The organism is Solibacillus sp. FSL K6-4121, from assembly GCF_038002585.1.
Classification (GTDB): domain Bacteria; phylum Bacillota; class Bacilli; order Bacillales_A; family Planococcaceae; genus Solibacillus; species Solibacillus faecavium.
In genome coordinates, this window is the sequence record NZ_JBBOCS010000001.1 from 338,249 (window position 1) to 358,932 (window position 20,684).

Sequence of the window (20,684 nt, forward strand, 5' to 3'; positions counted from 1 at the left end):
TTGCACTATACAGAAATTCTAGTAAAAAACAAAAAGAGTTGCCAGAATTACTCATGACAACTCTCGATATTAACTATTGTTTAAAAGTAAAATAGCTTTCCTTGTATGGCCATTTACTTGTTCTAACGCATGTTTTACTCGTTCATAATTTTCATTTGTTTTTAGCATGACAATTGCCGGCTTAACAGCAAATTTTGTTTTTACAAGTACCTCTTCTGCTTCCTTATATTTGCAGTCCGTTGCATCGATGACAATTCTTTTAGCCCGCTCTATTAATTTATTATTGCTTGCATGTACATCGACCATTAAGTTTTCGTACACTTTGCCTAATTGAACCATCGATGCCGTACTGATCATATTTAAAATCATTTTATGTGATGTAGCTGCTTTTAATCGTGTTGACCCTGTTAATATTTCTGGCCCTACGACGACTTCAATCGCTTCTTCCGCATAGCGGCTTACTTCAGAATTAATATTGCTCGTCAAACTTACCGTGTAGGCACCAGCAGATTGCGCATACTTTAAAGCACCAATTACAAATGGTGTCGTACCACTTGCTGTAATACCTATAATAGAATCGAACTGCGTTACGTTTTTTTCCTTTAATCTGTGTCTTCCATCTTCCAAACTATCTTCAGCATTTTCAACTGCCTGAAAAAATGCATCCTTTCCGCCTGCCATTATCGTTTGTACTAGCTCCGGATCGGTCATAAAAGTAGGAGGACATTCAGATGCATCAAGCATTCCTAAACGACCACTAGTTCCCGCTCCGATATAAAAAAGGCGACCTCCATTATTTATGTTTTCAACCACTCTTTTAATTACTTTCTCTATGGTAGGTAAAACTTGTTCGACACTTTTCACAACCTGCATATCTTCTTTATTCATGATTTGAAGTAGGTTCGAGATAGGCATTACATCCAAATTCATTGTTTCATTATTTCGTTTTTCAGTCGTTAATTGATCGTAATTCATGTTATCTCACCTTCCAATAGACGCCATGTTTGTTGAATCGTTTGTTTAACTGGATCACTTACTTCAACTTTACTTTCATGTAATGCTAATAAGTAAGCTCCTACTGTCCCCGAAATTGTTGGCTTTAAAGCAATCAAATCCGGGAATCGCGATGAAAAACGTAAGGTAAACGCTTCATAAAATGTATTATTCGAAAATAATCCGCCGTGAAATACAACCGGCTTTGTCCGATCAATTCGTGAATAGGCACTTTCAATAAGTTCCAGTAAAGCTTCTTGTACGGCACTAACGATAAATTTTGATAACTCTTCTTCAAAAGCATCTAGCACAATCATGCTCACAGAAGAAATAGCTGTTATGGGATTCGAGCTGCCATAAATTTTTGTAATGAGCTGGTCAGGAGACAGTACATTAAAATGGGTCAATATCTTTTCTTGAAAAGGTTTCAAAGGCACTTTGTCATCATGCGCTTTTAATACGGAACGAATGGCAAGCTTCCCTAAATGATAGCCACTTCCTTCGTCACCCAATAAATAGCCCCAGCCACCAACACGAAAAGTTTTTTGCTGCTCATAACCGAATATAATAGCTCCGGTCCCGGCAATAAGTAAAGTACCTTCTCTGCCCCAAGTTCCCGCTGCTAAGGCGGCATGGATATCACTCTGGATTTTAAGCTTTTCCAGAACTGTTGATTGCTTAAAAGCATCATATATTTTCTGTTGTTCAGCTTGTCGATCTGCTCCTGCCATTGCAGCATATACCATTTCTACATCTGTAAATGCGGCCCCCGTCTTTATTAACAACTGATTGATTAATTCATTTATCAGTGTGTACAACTGCTCTGTTGAAATCGCTGTTAAATTGCCGGAACTTCCTTTGACAACTGCAAGTAAATGTCCACTTTCGTCACCAATTACAGCGGTTGTTTTCGTGCCGCCACCATCTATACCAATCCATAATTTTTCTGACATATGCTCACCTTATCTATTCATTTTCAAGTGCAACTAAGTTATGCACGATCCGTCGAAACCGTTGTATTTCACAACTACGTCCAAAATGAACGCGATTTGTTAACAAAATAATTGCTATTTGCTTCTCATCCGATATCCAAAGCGAAGTGCCCGTAAAACCTGTATGCCCAAAACCTTCTCTTAAATATTGGCCGGAAAATGAAGGTGAAGAATACAATTGCCACCCTAATCCACGCTGTTCTTCAAGCTTATTAGTGAAATTTTGCTTTGCTAATTGTTTGGTATGCTCGTGAAAAACTGAATGGGTACTTTCCATAAACGATTGAGCAAACTTTGCCAAGTCTTCTGCAGTTGAAAATAACCCAGCGTGCCCACTTACTCCGCCAAAATACAGTGCATTTTCATCATGCACTTCACCCCACTGATGTTTCTTTAAATAGGTACGATATTCAGTAGCAGCAATTTTCCCCTTTAACTGGACAGACGGATTAAATACGGTATTGTGCATACGAAGCGGCTGAAAAATATTTTTATCGGCATATTCTGCTAATGAAATTCCGGTAACCTGTTCTATTAGTTTTCCTAATAAAATATAGTTTACATCACTATAAATCACCTGTTGTTCAACTTTTTTCCGTCCTGTTTCCTGCGCTATCCGTTCAATGACATCAGCATAAGCTATCCCTTCTTTATAAAACTTAATTTCAGCCTGAAATCCACTAGTATGTGTTAATAAATGACGAATCTTAACTTCTTCATGCATCAATTTAAGCCCCGGAAAGTAGTAGCTAATGGAATCATCTAAATCAATAAAACCCTGCTCAAGCAATAATAAAATCGAGCTTGCCGTTGCTGTTACTTTTGTTAATGAAGCACAATCAAAAATCGTCTGTTCCGTCATTGAAATTTGGGGTTCCGTATGTGCCATACCAAATGCTTTACAGTAAAGGACATCTTTTGCATTTGCCACAGCCAATACCGCACCAGGCAGTTCTTTGTTATGGATTGCTGTTTCAATAAACTCTTCTACTCGTGAAAAAGACATGATTCCCCTCCTATTTGATTGCACCTTCTGTCATACCTTTTACGATATGGCGTTGGAAAATCGAATAGAAAATGATTACCGGAATAACAGCAATACATAGACCTGCAAATAACACACCCCATGCACTATCGTATTGCGCGTCTATTTTCAGTAAGTTCATCGCAACACCTAACGTATTTTTACTTTCTGTTTGCAGTAAAATTAACGCCATGAAAAATTCATTCCAATATGAAATGGCATTCAAGATTGTAACTGTCATGATTCCAGACTTTATAAGCGGTGTCACAATTTTAAATAGAATTCCATATGGACTCATACCATCAACGACTGCTGCTTCTTCCAGCTCTTTAGGAATATTTCCTATGAATCCAACGAGAATGAAGATCGTAAACGGAACATGTGAAATGGCATAAACAAGAGATAACGCCCACAAATTATCTAGTAAATTAAACTTCATTAATAAGAAAAATAGAGGGATCCAACCTAAAACGGATGGAATCATCATTGAAGCTAAATAAACATTAATCAGCACTTCACCAAATTTTGAACGAATACGTTCTAGCGCATAAGCCGTAGGGATGGATAAAATGAGTGTTAAAAACGAGCCAAGCACTGTTACAAAAAAACTGTTTAAAAATGCACGGCCAATATTATAGTCGTTCCATGCACGCTCAAAATTTGTAAAACTAAAATCAGTCGGTATTGACCAAGGTGACGTGAATATTTCTGCATTCGATTTAAACGCACCCATAAACATCCATATTAATGGGAATATCACAATAAACGCCCATAGGATTAACGGGATACGTACTAAAATTTGTGAAACTACTTTCATCTAAATTCCCCCGTTAATATTCGACTTTTTCTTTTTTCAAAATAAATTGAGACACGAGAACGGTAATGAGCGACACGACCAAGATTAGAACACCAATCGCTGCACCATAGCCAAATTGGAAATCTTCAAAAGCACGCTGGTATAAATATGAACCCATTACTTCTGAAGCGCTTCCCGGGCCACCACCTGTCATTACTTGCACAAGGACAAACGAACCGTTAAGAGATGTAATAATGATATAAAGGATGGATGTTTTTATTTGTGGCCAAACGAGTGGGACCGTAATATGCCAAAATTGTTGCCATTCGGATGCACCATCAATATCTGCCGCTTCATATAAACTTTTCGGCACATTTGAAATACCTCCCATAATAAGTAGCATAAATAATCCAATCCCTGCCCAAATTGCAGGAATAGCAATACTAGGAAGTACCCACGTTTTATCTCCTAACCAAGGGCGGGCCCATTCTGTCAATCCGACTTGATTTAATAAGCTGTTTACAATTCCCATGTTTGGATCATAAATAAACTGCCATAAAATCCCGATAACTACTACAGACATAATATTAGGAAAGAAAAATACAATCCGGTAAAATGGCGCTTCTTTTATTTTTAACTGTGTTAATGCCACCGCAAAAAATAGAGCAAGTGTCATGATCCCAATGACTTTTACAAATACGAAGAAAAAGTCATTTATTATCGCCTTTTTAATAATGGAGTCGTTCCATAGACGAATATAATTATCTAAGCCGATAAATGTTTTATTTGCACTTGTTCCGGACCAATCAAAAAATGAATAATACAAACCACCTAACATAGGATAAACAGTAAAAATTAAAAAGAGCAGAAAAGTCGGCAGTAAACAAAATGCTAAAAACAAATATTTGCTTTTGGAAGAAAAGGTCATTGTCGTTACTCCTTCCTCTATTGATTAAATAAGGTTGCTAAAAAGTTTTTAGCAACCTTATTTCCTGTAATTACTTATTTAAAATATGCATCGATCCTTATTTTCTTAGTTCCTCTGCTTTTTTAACCATCTTGTCAACGAATTCTTCTGCAGTAATATCTCCGAGTAAAATATCAATAATTAATAATTTAATTTCATTTGTAATTTCAACTGCAATTTTTTGCAGTTCAGCATCTGGTGTGTAACGTTTATACGTATGAACAGCACCTGGATTATTGATCATTTCATTAATATTTTTCAAGAAATCCTGAACATTTGTATTCGAAGACAAGTCAACGTCTTTCATGTTCATAATCGCACCCGTTGATTCAGCAAATGCCTGCGCATATTCTTCCGTAAAGATGAATTCTAAAAATGCCTTTGCAGCTTCCGGATTTTGCGATTTTTCAGCAATGGCAATTGTACGGATATCCGGTACAAGTGCTAATGGCTTACCAGGGTCATTCATCGGTGTTGGTGTGAAGCCAAATTCAAAACTGTCCGGCGTATCATTTTTCATTTCATTTGGCAACCAGAAACCTACTGGAATATAAGCATTTTTATGCATTAAGAAGTTCATTTGTGATTGCGTATGATTGTAAGCCGCAAAACCGCTATCGATTACGCCCGCTTTTGCAATTTTTTCAACCTTCTTCAAAACTTCAAGCGTTTCAGGTTTTTTCCAAGCCTCTATAACACCATTGTTTAGATCGTTTAATAACTCTTCACCGCCTGCTGCAGCAAAAGCAGGATTCAATACGCCACGGTGGAAGTATTGTGTATGCTGACCTGTCGTTACAAATGGTGCAATTTTTGTATCGGCTTTAATTTTTTCCATAGAGCTGATCCAGCTGTCAAAGTCCGTTGGTACTTCCCATCCGTTTTCTTCAAACCACTTCGTGTCATACCAAGTTCCCCAAGTATCGAATACTAATGGTAAACTATAGATTTTCCCGCCATCTACTTCTTCTGCCGGCGAGATAAAGCTATCTAATAGCGCTGTACCATTTTCAAGTTTAATACCTTTTGCAAATTCACTAATATCCATTAACTGACCTTCAGCGATCATTTGTGTTTCACTAGCTCCTGCACCATCGATGTATACAACATCAGGTGGTGTTTCCGAAATCCAGCGTGTGTTCATCTCTGTATTAATATTTGGACCTGCATGTTCAACAATTTCTAAATCCGGGTGCTGTTTTTGGAAATCCCCTATAACTTGCTTCCACCATCCATCACCATATCCTCCGACAAAATATTGAATTTCCAGTGTGCCTGACAAACCATCCCCTGTACTTTCTGTAGAAGTACTATCAGATGGAGTCGTAGATTGTTCAGTATTGCTGTTTCCTTCAGTGTCGCTGTTTGATTCCTCGTCATTCGAACACGCAACGAGCAATAACATTAAACTCATTAATGTTACTAAAAACCAAGTCTGCTTTCTCTTTTTGATAACAAACATACATTACACCCCTTCATTTTCATTATGTTAACTATATGAATATAGTCAGCACCAAATATTAACGAGAAAAACCTTTAATTACCTCGAGTGTGCGATTTAACGCAATAATCGAATTATCATAGTTTAGTGTGGCAATTCCTGTATATAAAATATCAATTAATGTCAGTTGGGCGATACGTGATGCGGTTGCCGAGCTACGTATATCCGCTTCATTAGAAACAACGTAAAGTGCATAATCTGCAAAGCTTTGTATTGTGTTCCGCTTGTTATGTGTCATTGTAATAATCGTTGCTTGATTCTCTTTTGCAACTGTTACGGCGTTAATAATTTCCTTCGTTTCACCTGAGTACGAGATTGCGAATATAACATCCTCGTTCGTTGCATGTGTTGCAGCAATAAGCTGCCCATGACTATCGAAAATCGTTTCACAGTTTTTATTTATCCGCTTCAGCTTATGCTCGAAATCTTGCGCAACAATCGCTGAAGCTCCAATTCCAATAAAAACAATCTTTCTTGCGTTATTTATTTGATGAATAATTTTTTCCAATTCCCTTTCACCATTAATCATTAGCGTTCTTTGGATTGCATCGATATTATGCATTTCAATCGTCTGTATCATTTGGAGTATCGATGACTCTTTTTCTAATTCAAAGTTGTGATTGCGTGAAATTTCCAAAGTAGGTGCTGTAGCAATACTTAGTTTTAAATCTTTGAATCCGGAAAAGTTTAATGCCCTGCACATTCTCACTATTGTTGCTTCACTTGTTTTAGCCTTTTCTGCCAGCACTGCAATCGGCATTCTAATAACATCATCTAAGTGACTTAAAATATATAAAGCTACATTTCTTTCAGCAGGTTTCAGCAATTCCATTCCCGAACGTATTCTTTCAATACTATTTTCCAAGTTTACGACCTACCCTCAAACAAAATGTTGTAAAACTTCTTCTATAATGTAAAATATATGAAATTTAACTTCATAATAAAACCTTTATGTCCTAGTCGTCAATATTTTATTTAAATTTTCTGAAAATAATAGGAAATAAATGTTTTATTTTATCGATAAATTGACTATTGCTATAATATTGTAGAAATTTAATTATACGGTGGTGATTCTTTATGAAATATGCAATTTTGAGCGACTTACATTCGCATTATAAAAATACAAAAAAGGTGTTAAAACACATTCACCAAGTAGCACCCAATGCAGAGATTATTGGCTTAGGTGATTTATTTGAGTGTAAAATCGGCAAGAAAAAGGCTAAAATGGTTCGTCATGCAAAGCTAAAGGATGCGGCGATTATAGATGATAAGTTTATGAGCTTGTTAACATTTCCTTCAATCATCGGTAACCAGGAAGAACGTATTGCACTTGTAACGGGGGATCAACGTTTTCTGCAATATAAAAATGCCCTTGAAATTGAACATGCAACGCTAATTCATGGACACCAAATAGAATGGGATAATACATTTAGTCCAACATTCCCCCATATTGAAACGCCGCTACTATTTTTTGGGCATAGTCATGAGGCTGCTATATACAACAATGGAAAGAGGCAACCCGTACCGTATAATATTCCATTATCAGTTAGACATAAGCGTTATCAGATTAATGTCGGTCCAGTAGTTGAAAATAAGGAATGGTGCTTATACGACAGTCAAGAGATGACTGTTACATTTATGCAGGCACAATAGAGCAACGTAAAATGCAAAGAAAACGGGTTGTTCAAATTTAACTTTGAACAACCCGTCGTAAATACATATTATGATCTTACATAAGGAGCTTTTGCTTCGATTAGAATTTGCTGTAAGTGATTTAGTTTCCCAATTACAATATTGGATGTTACCGTTAACTCCTCCAAAAGGATTTCAGCCGCTTGTTTGTCACCAACTGTGTATGCCTTTACTGCTTTTTTAGCAATATCATAAACTTTTAAGAAGGGTTCTTCCAATTCAAGGAAGACTTTTTCTTCACCTAATAGTTCTTTCCCTTTACCGTAATACCATTGACCTAAATTAGAATCACGTGGTGAATCTAATTTTAAGTTACTCATTTCTTCAAAACCTAATAATAAATTATAAATTTTCCAGCGCCATAATAAATGATCTGTAATGGCGATTTCAATAATGTCTTCTTGGGCAAGAATAAGGTTTTTAGAAATGGTCTCCGAACGATATTCATCAATCATTTTACTTAAAGTGTAAATTGCAGCCCCTGTATCAAAAGCAATTTTTTTACTTTGAACGGTACTTTCCGTAATGTTACGGTTGCGATCGGCAATTTCTGAGGCAGATTTTGCTTGATGGCGTGTTGTAGAGGAAATTTCCTCAAAACGTAGCCCTTGTGTTTGCAAAGTTGAGTTTAACTCCGATAACGTTTTCGTAATGTGAATAACATCCGATACACCGACGTGTAATTCATCTGTGGAGCGTTTCGTTAATTCATCAATATTGGCCGTAATATGTAATAACGCTTTAATATCAGTATCAATCGATTGAACAGAACGTTTTGTATCATCTGCTAATTTACGTACTTCCTCTGCTACTACAGCAAATCCTTTTCCTGCTTCTCCTGCACGTGCGGCTTCAATAGAGGCATTAAGTGCCAATAAATTTGTCTGATCAGCGATGCCTTGAATGAGGGACATAACTTTTGAAACACTGTTTACCCGATCAACTAAATTAGCAACATTTTGACGAACTGCCTGTTGCCCTTCGTCTGTATTTTGCAAAATCGCAGATACTTGTTGTAAAGCTGCTAAATCACTATTCAATTCCGTCAAAGACGCTTGTGTATGGATCGAGATATCCCCTACAGAAGCTGCAATTTCTTCTATACTGGCATCCAACTCCAACATCAAATCACTCACCAATTTCACATCATTGTGCTGCACGTCCTGAAATTGAATGAGCTCTTTTATTTGGTCAAGCTGTGTATTATAAGTAATAATTTCACCTAAACCATTTACAACTGAACCGCCTTGAATTTCGATATAAGTTTCAACTATGATTTGTATGTCCAATGTTACGAGACTATCGTATGCCAACAATGTATCGAGCATTTTTTGATAATCCCGTCCACATTGTTTGGCAATTAAGGGGATGATCAACTGGTTAATTAATGTATAGGCTGAAATCATCCAGTTTGGTAGAACTCCGATTCTTGCGTGTACATAAGCGATTTGTCGACGTTTAAATACGTACTCCAGATCTAGTTCGTCCTGAAACAGACTAGAAAAATGGCGATCAAAAGTAACCTTTAACCGTTCAACACTCGAATTCTCCAAAATTATTTTAGAAAACTCGGGTATTGCCAGTAACCTATTATAAAAATTATCCAAAATTTCATCGCGATTTTCATTATAGATTTTTTTTAATAGCGTTACTGAATTACGGCGTACATGACTTAGTGCCAGAAAGTCCAATTTCTCTTTCAGTCGTTCATTTGCTCTAATATCTGAATCGGATTGTTGACTAAAATAAATATAATTATCAATTTTACTTCTACCAAACATAGTATAATCCCCTCGCTTACGACCTATTTTTTTGTTAAATCCGTAAATTTAATACTATAATTATACTATATCCGTTTATATGTCAGAAGGTTTAAAATTAGTATTTTATATGTCAGGTAACTCCGACTCCATGCCAAACTTTTGGCGGAAACCGCATTTTTTACATAGCTCTTCAATAGCTTCACGACGAGAAAAGCCATCTACTAAATTTTGTGCACGTTCAGTGCTAATAATGTCCCCAAATTGCTGATTATGGACATTTCCTAAATTGATGACACCTTCCCCATCTAGACAGCAAGGAACGACAGAGCCATCCACTAAAATAGCTGCATGTGTACGCAAGGCATGGCAGAATCCTTTTCCTTCATCCGCTTTTTCAAGCAAGCTTGGCCAGCGGAATTCATGATCTTGGTTTAGATAAATATTTTTTGCTATTTTTAAACCTTTGCCCATTTCTACACGCTCTTGAATCTCAAAATCTAACCCATATTCATTTTCTAATATTTCGAGTGTCTCACGGTTTCTGCGGTTTGCCAGTTCCGAAACATTATTGCGCTGTAAATTCCATAATCGGTAGGAAATAATGACATTATGCTCTCGGACATCTCGCACAAACTCCAAAATATCACTTAAATATTTTTCTCGATTTTCAGAACCTTCATGTCCATCGAAGCTATGAAGAGAAAAATTAATTTGTCTAAGTGCTGGCTTACCTAATAGTTTATCGCGGTTCTTTTTAATCAAAGTTCCATTTGTTGTAATATTGACTTTAAAGCCTTTTTCATGGGCAATATCAAGTAATTGACCAATGCGCGGATGCAATAAAGGCTCCCCTTTAACGTGCAAATAAATATATTTTGTATAGCCACTAATTTCGTCAAGAATATGAGCAAATTGTTCTACCTTTATTAACCCTTTTGCTCTCTCTGTAGGTGGACAAAAGCTACAAGCTAAATTGCAAACACTTGTAATTTCGATATATACTTTCTTAAAAGTTTTCAACGCTCGTTCACCATTCCTCATATTAATTATATCTGCCTTAACCTTCTTACTTATGTTTTTGACTGTCTGCACTCAGAAGTAAAGCAATACATTTCATTGTATCAAACTTCAAACATAAATAGATAGTTGACGTTTTATCTCATAATTCCATTTTCCTCTACAAATGAAAAACTGCCTAGAAAGTATTCACCTTCTAAACAGTTTATAATTTTATCCTCGATTTCGAATGGATAAACCTTTTAAAAACTTGCGGGCAAAGTTGTCCCCACACTCTTTATAATTTCGGTGACCTGGTTTACGCATAATTGCACCTAGTTCGCCTTTCGAAACCGCGATGCCGCCTTCATCCAGAATATCGAGCATATCCTCGGTTGTAAGCTGGCACGCTACCTTTAGTTTCTTTAAGACCATATTGTTTACATGATCCGCCTTTTCTTGTACTGGTGCTGCTTGTCCTTCTTTTTTGGGCATAGGACCGCGCTTAAACGTAATTAGACCATTGAAAAAGGCCTCTAAATTTTTATTGTTTACCTTCATTTGATCGTAATCAACTGGTACTTCAGCCTCTTTTTCCAAAGACTTCGTTAAAATTTTCGGCATTTCTTCTGGTGTAATCGTTAAGCCGCCTAACTTAAATATTTCAATCATTTCTCTATTTTTCAAATCCAGTGCATAACGTACACGGATTAAAATATCATTATTATCCATAATTGCCTCCATCATGTTTTGCTAACGATTATTATAACAGACAGAGAGGTATGTTTGTTAGTTGGACGATCATCGTTTCCTGAATAGCTGGCGCACATTCGCTAAATCGGTAGGTAAGCTAAAAATTAAGTCATCCTGCTGCCACTTTAATAGAATACCGCTTCTAAGTCGTTTGCTTCGGGCGCAACGTATGCTTTAACACTTTTCCAGAAGCATTCCGTGGTAATTCCCCTATAAAATCTACTTCGTAAGGTATTTTATATTTAGCCAGTTGAGTAGCACAATATTCAAGGACTTGTTGCTCAGTCAATTCTTTACCAGGCTTTATCACGACATATGCTTTCGGTACTTCACCATATACATCATGCGGAACGCCAACGATTGCTGCTTCTAAAATTTCTGGAATCTGATAGAGCACTTCCTCCACTTCAATCGGATAGATATTTTCACCACCGCGAATAATCATATCCTTTTTACGATCCACAATATATAAATAGCCTTCCTCATCAAATCGACCTAAATCCCCTGAATGAAGCCAGCCATTTCGAATTGCGTTCGCTGTTTCTTCCGGTGCAAACAAGTAGCCCTTCATGACTTGGGGTCCCTTCACACAAATTTCCCCCACCTCACCGATAGGTACAATTTCACCATTCGAATCAAGTAATTGAATTTGTGTACGTGCAAGCGGCTTACCTACTGATCCAATTTTAATAAGTGCCGCTTCATCTAATAATGAGCTTGCTGCAGGTGTATTCTCGGTTTGACCGTATAAGTTTTGTACTTTTACATTTGGGAATGTATCCTTCAAACGCTTCACTAATTCATACGGCATCGGAGCTGCTCCGTAACAGAACAATCGTAAATGCTCAAAATTATAGGCAGCAAGCTCTGGCTTATTTAATAAAATTGTATACATTGCCGGAACACCGAAGAAAATCGTAGTCTGTGTTTCTACCAGTTTTTTTAAAGTTTTCTCAGGGGAAAATGCCTCATCAATTATAACTGTTCCACCCTTTAAAATTGTCGGTACAGCAAAAACATGACTACCCGCACAATGGAATAAAGGTGTGCATATAAACATGCGATCCTTTTCATTCATTTCCATAGACTCCGACCAGATTTCTGCTGTTTCCAATACATTACGGTGACTCAGCATTACACCTTTAGGTTTTCCCGTAGTACCCGATGTGTACATAACAACAGATGTCTCGTCCAAATCGAATGTTGGTAACTCTCCTGTTTCCATAGGTGTGTTAATAATTGCTCGTATTTTTTCTAATGTTAATACTTCGTCAAATCCATTCAGAGGAAAATCAATTGTCCCTTGTAATTTTTCATCATAAATGAGTACTTTTGCTTTTGAATGTTTAAAAATATACTCCACTTCAGGTGAAGCCAGCTTTGTATTAACAGGCATAACCGTAAGCCCTGCAAGTTGTACACCGTAATAAATCGCCATAAACAGATTGGAATTAAGCGTAAACTGTGCAACAATATCATCTTTTTCAAAGCCTTTTTTTACAAGGTAATGTGCAATTTTTAATGATTTTTCATAAAGCTCTTTATAAGTCCAGGATTCATCTTGAAACACAATAGCTTCAGCTTCCGGTGTTATTCGAGATTGTTCAAATAATGCTTTTGTAACCGCCATCCCCATCGCTCCTCATAAAAACATGTATTTCTTTAATTTTAGCAATTTTTTCTATTTAAATACAGTTTTTCATTCACAAAAAAGAATTGGCTAATTGTAGCTTATTTACTAGAACATAAAAGAAGTGCAATTGGACAAATTAAATATTGAGGAATATAAAAGGATATTATAGTTAATACTCTTTTTATACTTTTTCAAAAAAATTAATAAGGAGGATATTTATGCCAACATTAGAGGTGAAATGTACTGTATCCAACTGTTTTTTCCATGCGGAGGGAAATTTTTGTGGAGCTGAAAAAATAGAAATTAATATGGATAAAGCCAGTAAGAATGAGAATACCGAGTTTGCTTCTGATTTTGACCTCCATAAAAGAGAGAAAGCGAAAAGCTCAAGCGAAACATGCTGTCAAACATTCATTTCTAAAAAGGATGCATCTAAACACTCCTAAGATTTTTGGAAGCTGTCAATTGACAGCTTCCCTTTTTAAATTGTTAATGCGGACTATTACGATCTAGCCCAGGTACTTCATTTAACTTATATGCATTACTATCTACTTCCAAATTTTCATTTAATGGCTTAAGTGGAACTTCGTCTACCGTATGAACATCTTTCTTCTGAGCAAGTATGGCAAGTGTATCATTATAGGAAAGACCGGATGCAGCATTTAAGCGCTTTACTTCTTCTATATCGGTACCTGCTTCTGTATATTTTTTCTCCTGCATAAATCCACCTCCTCCTTCTTTAGGATGTGCGGGGAAATGTGGTTTATGTAAACGAGAGGATATCAATTAGTAATACATTAATCAGAAGCTTCCATTTCCTTAAAGAAAAACATTCCGGCTAAACCAATTACAGAAAATACAACTGGAATAATAAAGCCATAGTAATAGGCGTTTTGCAATACGCCTGAACTACTTTGAACATAATCCAATATAACCCCTAAAAAAATAGGTAATAACACAGCGCTTAAGAAACCGCCTGTATTTGCAAAGCCCGATACAATCCCTGATTCTTCAAGCGGGAAAGAGCGACGAACTGCTGCAAACGTTAATGCACTTGCCCCGTATCCAAAACCGATTAGAAAGAAAAGTATAATCACCCACCAAATCGATGGATATCCTTTAAATAATAAAAAAGTAATCCAGCTTGATAAGACGATTAGATGAATGGTAATATAAGGTTTTTTAATAGTATCGAACATGCTTGCAATCCAGCTCATTAAAGGTGCGCCTAAAATTGCTCCGACAAGACCGACCATAATTAGCTGACTTGCCTCAGAACGAGTCATTCCATACATATCCATACCAAAAGGTACTGCCCATGAACTAATAAAACCAACATAACCGCCAACCACTCCAAAATGGCAGAAAAATAAAGCCCATGCCTGACGATTTGAAAAAACCCTTTTTACGATTACTCCTGTTTTTTCACGAAGTATTTGTTCTTTTTCAACGACCGGTTTTATAAATGTTTGTTTTGTATTTTTTATAAGAACAACATAAAGAAGCAAGCCACATAAGCAAACGATAGCTCCTAACGAGAAAAAAGCCCCTCTCCAGCCAAGTAGCTGTATCCATGCAGAAAATGGAACAGTAGCTAACAAAAAACCTAAACTACCTGTCATACCGGCAAAGCCTACTAACCGAACAAATTCTTTTTTATGAAACCATTGCCCTAGTATAAGCATCATATTTACCCAAATCGTAGCATCGCCTAGTCCAGTTAAAATACGTGATAGAAACAGTACATATTCATGTGTTCCCACACTGTAAAAAATCGTTCCAACACCCGTTATAACTGCACCCAATATAAGAAAGAAATTCGGTCCAAAGCGATCCGCTAAAATCCCCATCGGAATCTGTAGACTTGTATAAACAAAAAATTGTACACCTGTAATAAATCCGATTGTCGTAGCGGTAATATTAAAATCGTTCATTAACTGGTCCGTAATCAATCCTGGTGCAGTTCTTTGACTTGCCATAAGCAAATACGTAAGCAATACCGAAGCAAATACAATCCATCTGTACTTACTATTTTGTTTATCCAGCAGCCTCTACTCCTAATGGTTTTATTTAATAAATTGCGTAAAACCCTTTTCTTGACTCATTTTATGATTGTAATTAATGTAATATCTTTTTAGTTGCAGACATTTTCATAAAGTATTTACCTTTACATATAAATAACAATATATCGGTTGTGATTTTTCAGGTTAAAAAAAAGCATAAAGGGAGTGCAAACATTCTACAAGTAGGTCCTTTGCCTATAAGTACACTTCGTTTGGATTGTGGCAAGAACCAGGTAGTGTATTATCCGTATGTATTTTTTACTGAGAATAATTTTTGGGAAAACAAAATGAACGAGGCAATTAAAGAGCAAGTGAAAAAGTTGATTTCTGTTCAAGTTGGAGATATGCCGACAACAGTGGAGGAAATGCAAGGTCTTTATGAAATAAAAAATAATCAACGACAAATATTAAGCTTATCACTTTCCAATTATACGTATCATCAAAAGGCTGCTCACGGAATGACCTATATCAAATCATTGAACTTTGATTTAGAAAAACAGAAGATTTGTAAGTTAGAAGATTTATTCATCCCTGGCAGTGACTATATCAAACGGATTTCCAGTCTTGTAAATATTCAAATTCACGAGCGGGATATTCCCCTTCTGGATGATTTTAACGGTATTCAACCAAACCAGGATTTTTATATAGCGGATAAAACACTAGTAATCTATTTCCAGCTATACGAAATTACCCCCTATTACGTAGGCTTGCCTATGTTTCCGATTTCTGTTTTTGATTTAACCGATATTATTGATGAATCAAGTCCTCTAAGTAGGATGGCTGTTAATAATTAAAATTTAATATAACTTGTATGCCTCTCATTTCTAGTGAGAGGCATATGGCTTTTTAGGCACCTTTTTAAGTACACCAAAAGAGGCAAATAAGCATAATATAACTAGAAAGCCAGTTTTAAACTTATATACGAGGTGAAGAAAGAATGGCGTCATCTATAGATTACACATCTCCATCTACTCAATTTGCTTTTGACATAAATAAAAGCACATTATTTAAAAAAGACCATCGAAATTTTATAAACGTATTAGGGGTAAAACAGTTAAATACCTTGGATAATGTGTCCTTACTGGATATATATTTAAGTGCCGATAATATAATTGAACCGCATTATCATCAAAACGCAGCAGAGCTCATTTATTGTATTTCTGGTGCTGTTACCGTATCTATCTTAAATCCTTTCACAAAACAACTTCTTCATTATCCGCTGACACCTGGACAAGTGGCGAATGTTCCACAAGGTTGGTGGCATTATGAAGTAGCCACTGTTGATGACACGCATCTTTTAGCAATTTTTAATGCACCGACTCCTGAAGTAATATTGGGTTCTGATTTATTAAAATTAACTCCACCAAATATTTTATCTCAAACATATTGCATTAATGAAACTGAATGGAATCAAGCCATCAGTCCTGTGAAGCCAAATACCTTTATTGGATCCTATTCCGATTGCTCCAAAGAGACGCAACAAATCTCCCCTCAATATTTATATCCCCAGTATCATTGCTCACAATGTGCGCTCCATAGCCAACAAACGCCTTATGCATATCAAAACTGGCACTATTGAAATCGCCACTCTTTAACAAAGCTTCCCGCAATGAAAATACTTAAAAAGGATGATGTATATCATGAGATGTTCTGATGAGCAATTGGATATTAATCGCTGGGAGAATGACGGTGGAAAAAGTTTAGTATTCTAATAAAATTAGAAACAATATTTAAAGGATGGTATGAACTACATACCATCCTTTTGTTTTAATGTTCGTTACTATGAGGAGGTGTTACGGGATGTGCATCTTTAATGACACGAATCGGGCGCATCATATCATGATCTTCATGCTCTAAAAAATGACAATGCCATATATAATCCCCCGTATGTTCCTTCCAGTGCATAATAATTTTTGTTACTTTTCCTATATCCGCTTTTACAGTATCTTTCCAGCCTCGTTCATAATCATGCGGTTCTTCCGGAGGGCCTGTAAATTGCAATTTCCCCTCGGCTACATACAGATCTACATTAAAAGGTCTACGTTCAAGTATTTTAAATTGTACTAGATGAACATGAATCGGGTGATGGACTGGTGTAGTGTTAATCAAATTCCAAACTTCAATGCTATCTAAAGATGGTTTTTCAGTAGCGGGATCATGATACATTTTATCGCCCAATAACAGCATAAGTCTGCCATAACGGTCTAACGTACTTGTTAAAGGAAGATCCCGGACCGTATGTGCATGGTGCTCATGCAATTCCATTGCAGGTTCTAATAATGTCGGGATTTGACTTGTATCCTCACCCTTTAATGGCAAGTTTACAGTAAACTTCATAATAACATTCGTATGTTCATCAGCAAATTCCTCGTCATCATTCATTAAAATTATCTCTTCATTGGCAAAATCGCTAAAATCTATAATGACATCTACCCGTTCTGCTGGAGTTAATTCAACTGAATCAATATTTACAGTGGCAGCTAAAAACCCACCATCTGTTCCGATTTGGCTTATTTTCTCATCATTGGAGAGACGCAAGTTATAGCTTCTCCGGTTTGAGCCATTCAATATGCGGAAGCGATACTTTCTCGGCTCAACATTTAATATTGGCCATACCTTTCCATTAACTAGTATCGTATTACCAACATAGCCTAACGTGACAGTCGGGTTTGGCAATGGAAGCTGGTCAGGAACGGGAAGGGGAAATGGTGGATCTAGTTCTGTAGGGTAAAAAATAGAACCATCTTCATTGAATGATTTATCTTGAATGAGTAAAGGAATTTCGTAATTCCCCTTTGGCAGTTGTAAACGTTCTTCCGATGAATCACGAAGTAAATAAAAACCAGCAAGACCCGCAACGACATTTAATCGAGTAAGCCCCATTGCATGGTCATGATACCACAATGTCGTACCAGGCTGGTGGTTTGTATATTCATGTACTTCCTGTTTAAAGGCTGGACCTGTAGCAGCGTAATTTTTCGTATACCATGCTTCAGGGTGACCGTCACTTGCAGAAGCAACATTTGCTCCATGCAAATGAACTACGGTCCGTACTTCTGCGGAGTTGTTTACGCCATGCAAACTATAGTCAATCGGCAAGAAATGTTTTTCCGGAAGTCGATTCAAATATTTCACGTATGTCGTATAGTCTTTTTTTGCTTCAATAGTCGGCCCCGGAACAGTGCCATCATATCCCCACACCTCGGTAAAAGGAAAGTTTTTGTGGAATCGATGCTTTGACTTTAGCATTTGTATTTCATAATAGGAATTTGCCGGATAATTTTTATTTGCTCTCGGTCTTGCAGTAGGCGGTTTTACTAATTTATCTATAAATTTAGGTATTGTATTTGGATCAGCTGGATTAACAGGCTGCTCACTAAAATTCAAAATATACCATCCTTCTTTACTAATTTCATATAGTTTATTCTTTACTTCATTTAGGCGTTACTCCAAGGTACGTTTTCATAAACTTCAGGTAAATTAAATGATAAACATCGCCACAATTGTCGTAACGATTAACCCCACTACTACAGGTACAAGATTTCGGCGAGCAAGCTCAAATGGGCTAACGTTACAAATTGCGGCTGCAGGAATAAGTGCCCAAGGAACAAGTGTACCGCCACCTACCCAAATAGCCGCAATTTGTCCAAGTGCCGTCAAAGTTGCAGTTCCTTCACCAATCGCCGTACCAAATAAACTTCCGATTGACCCTACAAGTGAAATCCCCGAAAAACCTGAACCATCTAGCCCCGTAATTGCCCCTACCCCTGTCAGAGTAACAGCAGCTATTTCTGTAGTTAATGGGACAATTGCCGCTAACCCCATACCTAAATCATTGACAATACCATGTGAAGATTCAGGTAAGTGATCTCCTATAATTGTAAGAAATCCTGCATCCCCTAAATAGAAAAACGCCGCAATCGGGATTACCGGACCAAATACTTTAAATCCAAACTGAAACCCTTTAATAAAATAGTCCGTCGTTTGATCGAGCCCTTTCTTCCTATAAGCTACAACACAAAGAAGGAGCAAGATAAATACGGAAGTCCCTCCTACTAAAGCAGTTGCATCTCCACCTTGCAGATTAAAAAGAGACATTGCCACAACATCGAGTAAAAAAGCAACTGGAATTAAAAGGGCAAAGAATTTTTTTTGTGTCATCGATAATAAATCATCGGGTTTTTCCTGTTCTGTGCTGTTATCATACGTTCCTACTAATGGAATAGTTCCTCGCTTCATATCCCGTTTTAAAAGATAGAACGCCACTGCAGTCGTCACGACACCCATTGTTATAACAAGCGGTATACTCGCCGTAATTACATCCCCTACCGGAATCCCTGCAGCATCCGCAGTTAATTTCGGTGCACCTTGAATAATGAAATCACTAGACAGCGCGATACCATGCCCGAATAAGTTCATTGCCATTGCCACTCCAAGTGCTGGAAGTCCAGCTCGGATTGCTACCGGTAACAGTACTGCTCCGAGTAAGGCAACAGCAGGCGAAGGCCAGAAAAACCATGAAATGATCATCATTAATATACCTATTGTCCAAAACCCGAGTGTCGGATTTTTTATAATTTTTGTAAACGGCGCGATCATTACTTCATTAATACCTGTTTTTGTAAGCACCCGACTCATCGCCACGATAATAGAAATAATTAAAATAGTAGATAAAAGTTCTGTAATCGCATAAATAAAGCTGTTAAAAACCCCACTAATAGAAGAAATAAAGTCTCCTGTTGCAACAAATGCGATAACGAATATTCCTAAAATACTAATTAGTGAAGTGTCGAGCCGCTTCACCATGAAAATGATAATAAGGGCAATAAATGCTACATAAATCCAGTGGAGAGCTGTTAATTCAATTCCCATACTCTTCCTCATTTCTTTTTTATATAGCATATGGAGTGAAAAGATAGGTGGTGAACGCCTATTTATAATAAATATTTTTTAATAAATTGAGCATTCGCCTAGCTTCTTTTCATATGGATAAAAGTTAGTAACTATAAATAGTTGCTACATGTTTATTATTGAACTAAAAAGTGCCATATTACATAAATAGGAATGATCCAAAAAGGAGGGTGCACATGGCAGTCTGTCCGTTATGCAATGGTTTACATGAAGTGGAGAAATATTGTCGAACATGCCATATTCTATTAAATGATGAAGGAAAGGTATCTGATTATTTAGATCCATACGGACATTACAATGATGAAGAAACCGTTAAAATGGGTGATGGCTATCCATATACTGCAGCAAATGAAATTTGTCCACACTTATTAACTTGCAATGAATGCGGATATGATCAAGTGATTTTTATTCAACAGCTATAACTCATTATAATTAAGGTTGTTCGAAGTAGATTTTCGAACAACCTTTTCATTTTCATAAAAACTTGAAACTCAATTATACTTTCCTTACCTGTTAAAACCCACTTTCGTTTTATCATCATATAATGTGTTATAAATCATCAATTGAAGCATCGTTCTATAATTATCAATTCGACAGGAA

At 36.7% G+C, this 20,684-nt stretch carries 20 protein-coding genes; 5 read left to right on the forward strand and 15 right to left on the reverse strand.

What is annotated here, in order from left to right; genetic code table 11:
* Positions 1-69: 69 nt before the first annotated feature.
* From murQ to MHH95_RS01865, 7 genes are all read right to left on the reverse strand, one after another.
* Positions 70-975, reverse strand: coding sequence for an N-acetylmuramic acid 6-phosphate etherase (murQ, locus tag MHH95_RS01835; RefSeq protein ID WP_340726217.1), 906 nt, complete (start codon positions 973-975; stop codon positions 70-72).
* Entirely contained in the window at positions 972-1,946 is a 975-nt protein-coding gene (locus tag MHH95_RS01840) for an N-acetylglucosamine kinase (protein WP_340726218.1), read from the reverse strand. Before MHH95_RS01840 ends, murQ begins: the two co-directional genes overlap by 4 nt.
* A 13-nt stretch (positions 1,947-1,959) precedes the next feature.
* Entirely contained in the window at positions 1,960-2,991 is a 1,032-nt protein-coding gene (locus MHH95_RS01845; RefSeq protein ID WP_340726219.1) for a serine hydrolase domain-containing protein, read from the reverse strand.
* Between the two features lie 10 nt (positions 2,992-3,001).
* Entirely contained in the window at positions 3,002-3,826 is an 825-nt protein-coding gene (locus MHH95_RS01850) for a carbohydrate ABC transporter permease (RefSeq protein WP_340726220.1), read from the reverse strand.
* A gap of 13 nt (positions 3,827-3,839) precedes the next feature.
* On the reverse strand, positions 3,840-4,733 hold the full coding sequence (locus tag MHH95_RS01855) for a carbohydrate ABC transporter permease (RefSeq protein ID WP_340726221.1): 894 nt from the start codon (positions 4,731-4,733) through the stop codon (positions 3,840-3,842).
* A 97-nt stretch (positions 4,734-4,830) separates the two neighbouring features.
* A complete protein-coding gene (locus tag MHH95_RS01860; RefSeq protein ID WP_340726222.1) occupies positions 4,831-6,234 on the reverse strand; it encodes an extracellular solute-binding protein in 1,404 nt (467 codons plus the stop codon).
* 58 nt (positions 6,235-6,292) lie between these two features.
* Positions 6,293-7,138 carry a MurR/RpiR family transcriptional regulator gene (locus MHH95_RS01865; RefSeq protein ID WP_340726223.1) on the reverse strand — a complete coding sequence of 282 codons (846 nt, stop codon included), beginning with the start codon at positions 7,136-7,138 and terminating at the stop codon, positions 6,293-6,295.
* Positions 7,139-7,350: 212 nt separating this feature from the next.
* Here MHH95_RS01865 and MHH95_RS01870 point away from each other — a divergent pair, with 212 nt between their 5' ends.
* Positions 7,351-7,926 carry a metallophosphoesterase family protein gene (locus tag MHH95_RS01870; protein ID WP_340726224.1) on the forward strand — a complete coding sequence of 192 codons (576 nt, stop codon included), beginning with the start codon at positions 7,351-7,353 and terminating at the stop codon, positions 7,924-7,926.
* Between the two features lie 68 nt (positions 7,927-7,994).
* On the opposite strand, the gene MHH95_RS01875 is transcribed toward MHH95_RS01870, so the two are convergent.
* From MHH95_RS01875 to MHH95_RS01890, 4 genes are all read right to left on the reverse strand, one after another.
* Complete coding sequence (locus MHH95_RS01875; protein WP_340726225.1) at positions 7,995-9,746, reverse strand: methyl-accepting chemotaxis protein; 1,752 nt, start codon at positions 9,744-9,746, stop codon at positions 7,995-7,997.
* A 105-nt stretch (positions 9,747-9,851) separates the two neighbouring features.
* Entirely contained in the window at positions 9,852-10,748 is an 897-nt protein-coding gene (locus MHH95_RS01880; RefSeq protein WP_340726226.1) for a radical SAM/SPASM domain-containing protein, read from the reverse strand.
* 210 nt (positions 10,749-10,958) lie between these two features.
* Positions 10,959-11,456 carry a YehS family protein gene (locus tag MHH95_RS01885; protein WP_191700976.1) on the reverse strand — a complete coding sequence of 166 codons (498 nt, stop codon included), beginning with the start codon at positions 11,454-11,456 and terminating at the stop codon, positions 10,959-10,961.
* Between the two features lie 163 nt (positions 11,457-11,619).
* Positions 11,620-13,107, reverse strand: a complete 1,488-nt coding sequence (locus MHH95_RS01890; protein WP_340726227.1) for a class I adenylate-forming enzyme family protein — start codon at positions 13,105-13,107, stop codon at positions 11,620-11,622.
* A 221-nt stretch (positions 13,108-13,328) separates the two neighbouring features.
* On the opposite strand from MHH95_RS01890, the gene MHH95_RS01895 reads away from it, so the two are divergent.
* The gene (locus MHH95_RS01895; protein WP_340726228.1) at positions 13,329-13,556 is read left to right on the forward strand and encodes a DUF1540 domain-containing protein; all 228 of its coding nucleotides are present in this window, start codon (positions 13,329-13,331) and stop codon (positions 13,554-13,556) included.
* A 43-nt stretch (positions 13,557-13,599) separates the two neighbouring features.
* Here MHH95_RS01895 and MHH95_RS01900 read toward each other — a convergent pair whose 3' ends face one another.
* Both MHH95_RS01900 and MHH95_RS01905 read right to left on the reverse strand, forming a co-directional pair.
* Entirely contained in the window at positions 13,600-13,830 is a 231-nt protein-coding gene (locus MHH95_RS01900; RefSeq protein WP_340727323.1) for a hypothetical protein, read from the reverse strand.
* A 77-nt stretch (positions 13,831-13,907) separates the two neighbouring features.
* Complete coding sequence (locus tag MHH95_RS01905) at positions 13,908-15,155, reverse strand: MFS transporter (RefSeq protein WP_340727289.1); 1,248 nt, start codon at positions 15,153-15,155, stop codon at positions 13,908-13,910.
* 305 nt (positions 15,156-15,460) lie between these two features.
* Between MHH95_RS01905 and MHH95_RS01910 the strand changes: the two genes are divergently transcribed.
* Both MHH95_RS01910 and MHH95_RS01915 read left to right on the forward strand, forming a co-directional pair.
* Positions 15,461-15,967: a DUF3298 and DUF4163 domain-containing protein gene (locus MHH95_RS01910; protein ID WP_340726229.1), complete on the forward strand. Its 507-nt coding sequence runs from the start codon at positions 15,461-15,463 to the stop codon at positions 15,965-15,967.
* 143 nt (positions 15,968-16,110) lie between these two features.
* Positions 16,111-16,752 carry a cupin domain-containing protein gene (locus MHH95_RS01915; protein WP_340726230.1) on the forward strand — a complete coding sequence of 214 codons (642 nt, stop codon included), beginning with the start codon at positions 16,111-16,113 and terminating at the stop codon, positions 16,750-16,752.
* A gap of 188 nt (positions 16,753-16,940) precedes the next feature.
* Here MHH95_RS01915 and MHH95_RS01920 read toward each other — a convergent pair whose 3' ends face one another.
* On the reverse strand, positions 16,941-18,560 hold the full coding sequence (locus MHH95_RS01920) for a multicopper oxidase family protein (protein ID WP_340726231.1): 1,620 nt from the start codon (positions 18,558-18,560) through the stop codon (positions 16,941-16,943).
* Between the two features lie 93 nt (positions 18,561-18,653).
* A complete protein-coding gene (locus MHH95_RS01925) occupies positions 18,654-20,045 on the reverse strand; it encodes a hypothetical protein (protein WP_340726232.1) in 1,392 nt (463 codons plus the stop codon).
* Between the two features lie 215 nt (positions 20,046-20,260).
* On the opposite strand from MHH95_RS01925, the gene MHH95_RS01930 reads away from it, so the two are divergent.
* Entirely contained in the window at positions 20,261-20,506 is a 246-nt protein-coding gene (locus MHH95_RS01930; protein ID WP_340726233.1) for a hypothetical protein, read from the forward strand.
* The last annotated feature ends 178 nt before the right edge of the window (positions 20,507-20,684 follow it).

What these genes read in the sequence shown, in the direction of transcription:
- murQ (WP_340726217.1), bottom strand. Translation starts at nt 975, where the DNA reads ATGAATTACGATCAATTAACGACTGAAAAACGAAATAATGAAACAATG.
- MHH95_RS01840 (WP_340726218.1), bottom strand. Translation starts at nt 1,946, where the DNA reads ATGTCAGAAAAATTATGGATTGGTATAGATGGTGGCGGCACGAAAACA.
- MHH95_RS01845 (WP_340726219.1), bottom strand. Translation starts at nt 2,991, where the DNA reads ATGTCTTTTTCACGAGTAGAAGAGTTTATTGAAACAGCAATCCATAAC.
- MHH95_RS01850 (WP_340726220.1), bottom strand. Translation starts at nt 3,826, where the DNA reads ATGAAAGTAGTTTCACAAATTTTAGTACGTATCCCGTTAATCCTATGG.
- MHH95_RS01855 (WP_340726221.1), bottom strand. Translation starts at nt 4,733, where the DNA reads ATGACCTTTTCTTCCAAAAGCAAATATTTGTTTTTAGCATTTTGTTTA.
- MHH95_RS01860 (WP_340726222.1), bottom strand. Translation starts at nt 6,234, where the DNA reads ATGTTTGTTATCAAAAAGAGAAAGCAGACTTGGTTTTTAGTAACATTA.
- MHH95_RS01870 (WP_340726224.1), top strand. Translation starts at nt 7,351, where the DNA reads ATGAAATATGCAATTTTGAGCGACTTACATTCGCATTATAAAAATACA.
- MHH95_RS01875 (WP_340726225.1), bottom strand. Translation starts at nt 9,746, where the DNA reads ATGTTTGGTAGAAGTAAAATTGATAATTATATTTATTTTAGTCAACAA.
- MHH95_RS01885 (WP_191700976.1), bottom strand. Translation starts at nt 11,456, where the DNA reads ATGGATAATAATGATATTTTAATCCGTGTACGTTATGCACTGGATTTG.
- MHH95_RS01890 (WP_340726227.1), bottom strand. Translation starts at nt 13,107, where the DNA reads ATGGCGGTTACAAAAGCATTATTTGAACAATCTCGAATAACACCGGAA.
- MHH95_RS01895 (WP_340726228.1), top strand. Translation starts at nt 13,329, where the DNA reads ATGCCAACATTAGAGGTGAAATGTACTGTATCCAACTGTTTTTTCCAT.
- MHH95_RS01900 (WP_340727323.1), bottom strand. Translation starts at nt 13,830, where the DNA reads ATGCAGGAGAAAAAATATACAGAAGCAGGTACCGATATAGAAGAAGTA.
- MHH95_RS01910 (WP_340726229.1), top strand. Translation starts at nt 15,461, where the DNA reads ATGAACGAGGCAATTAAAGAGCAAGTGAAAAAGTTGATTTCTGTTCAA.
- MHH95_RS01915 (WP_340726230.1), top strand. Translation starts at nt 16,111, where the DNA reads ATGGCGTCATCTATAGATTACACATCTCCATCTACTCAATTTGCTTTT.
- MHH95_RS01925 (WP_340726232.1), bottom strand. Translation starts at nt 20,045, where the DNA reads ATGGGAATTGAATTAACAGCTCTCCACTGGATTTATGTAGCATTTATT.
- MHH95_RS01930 (WP_340726233.1), top strand. Translation starts at nt 20,261, where the DNA reads ATGGCAGTCTGTCCGTTATGCAATGGTTTACATGAAGTGGAGAAATAT.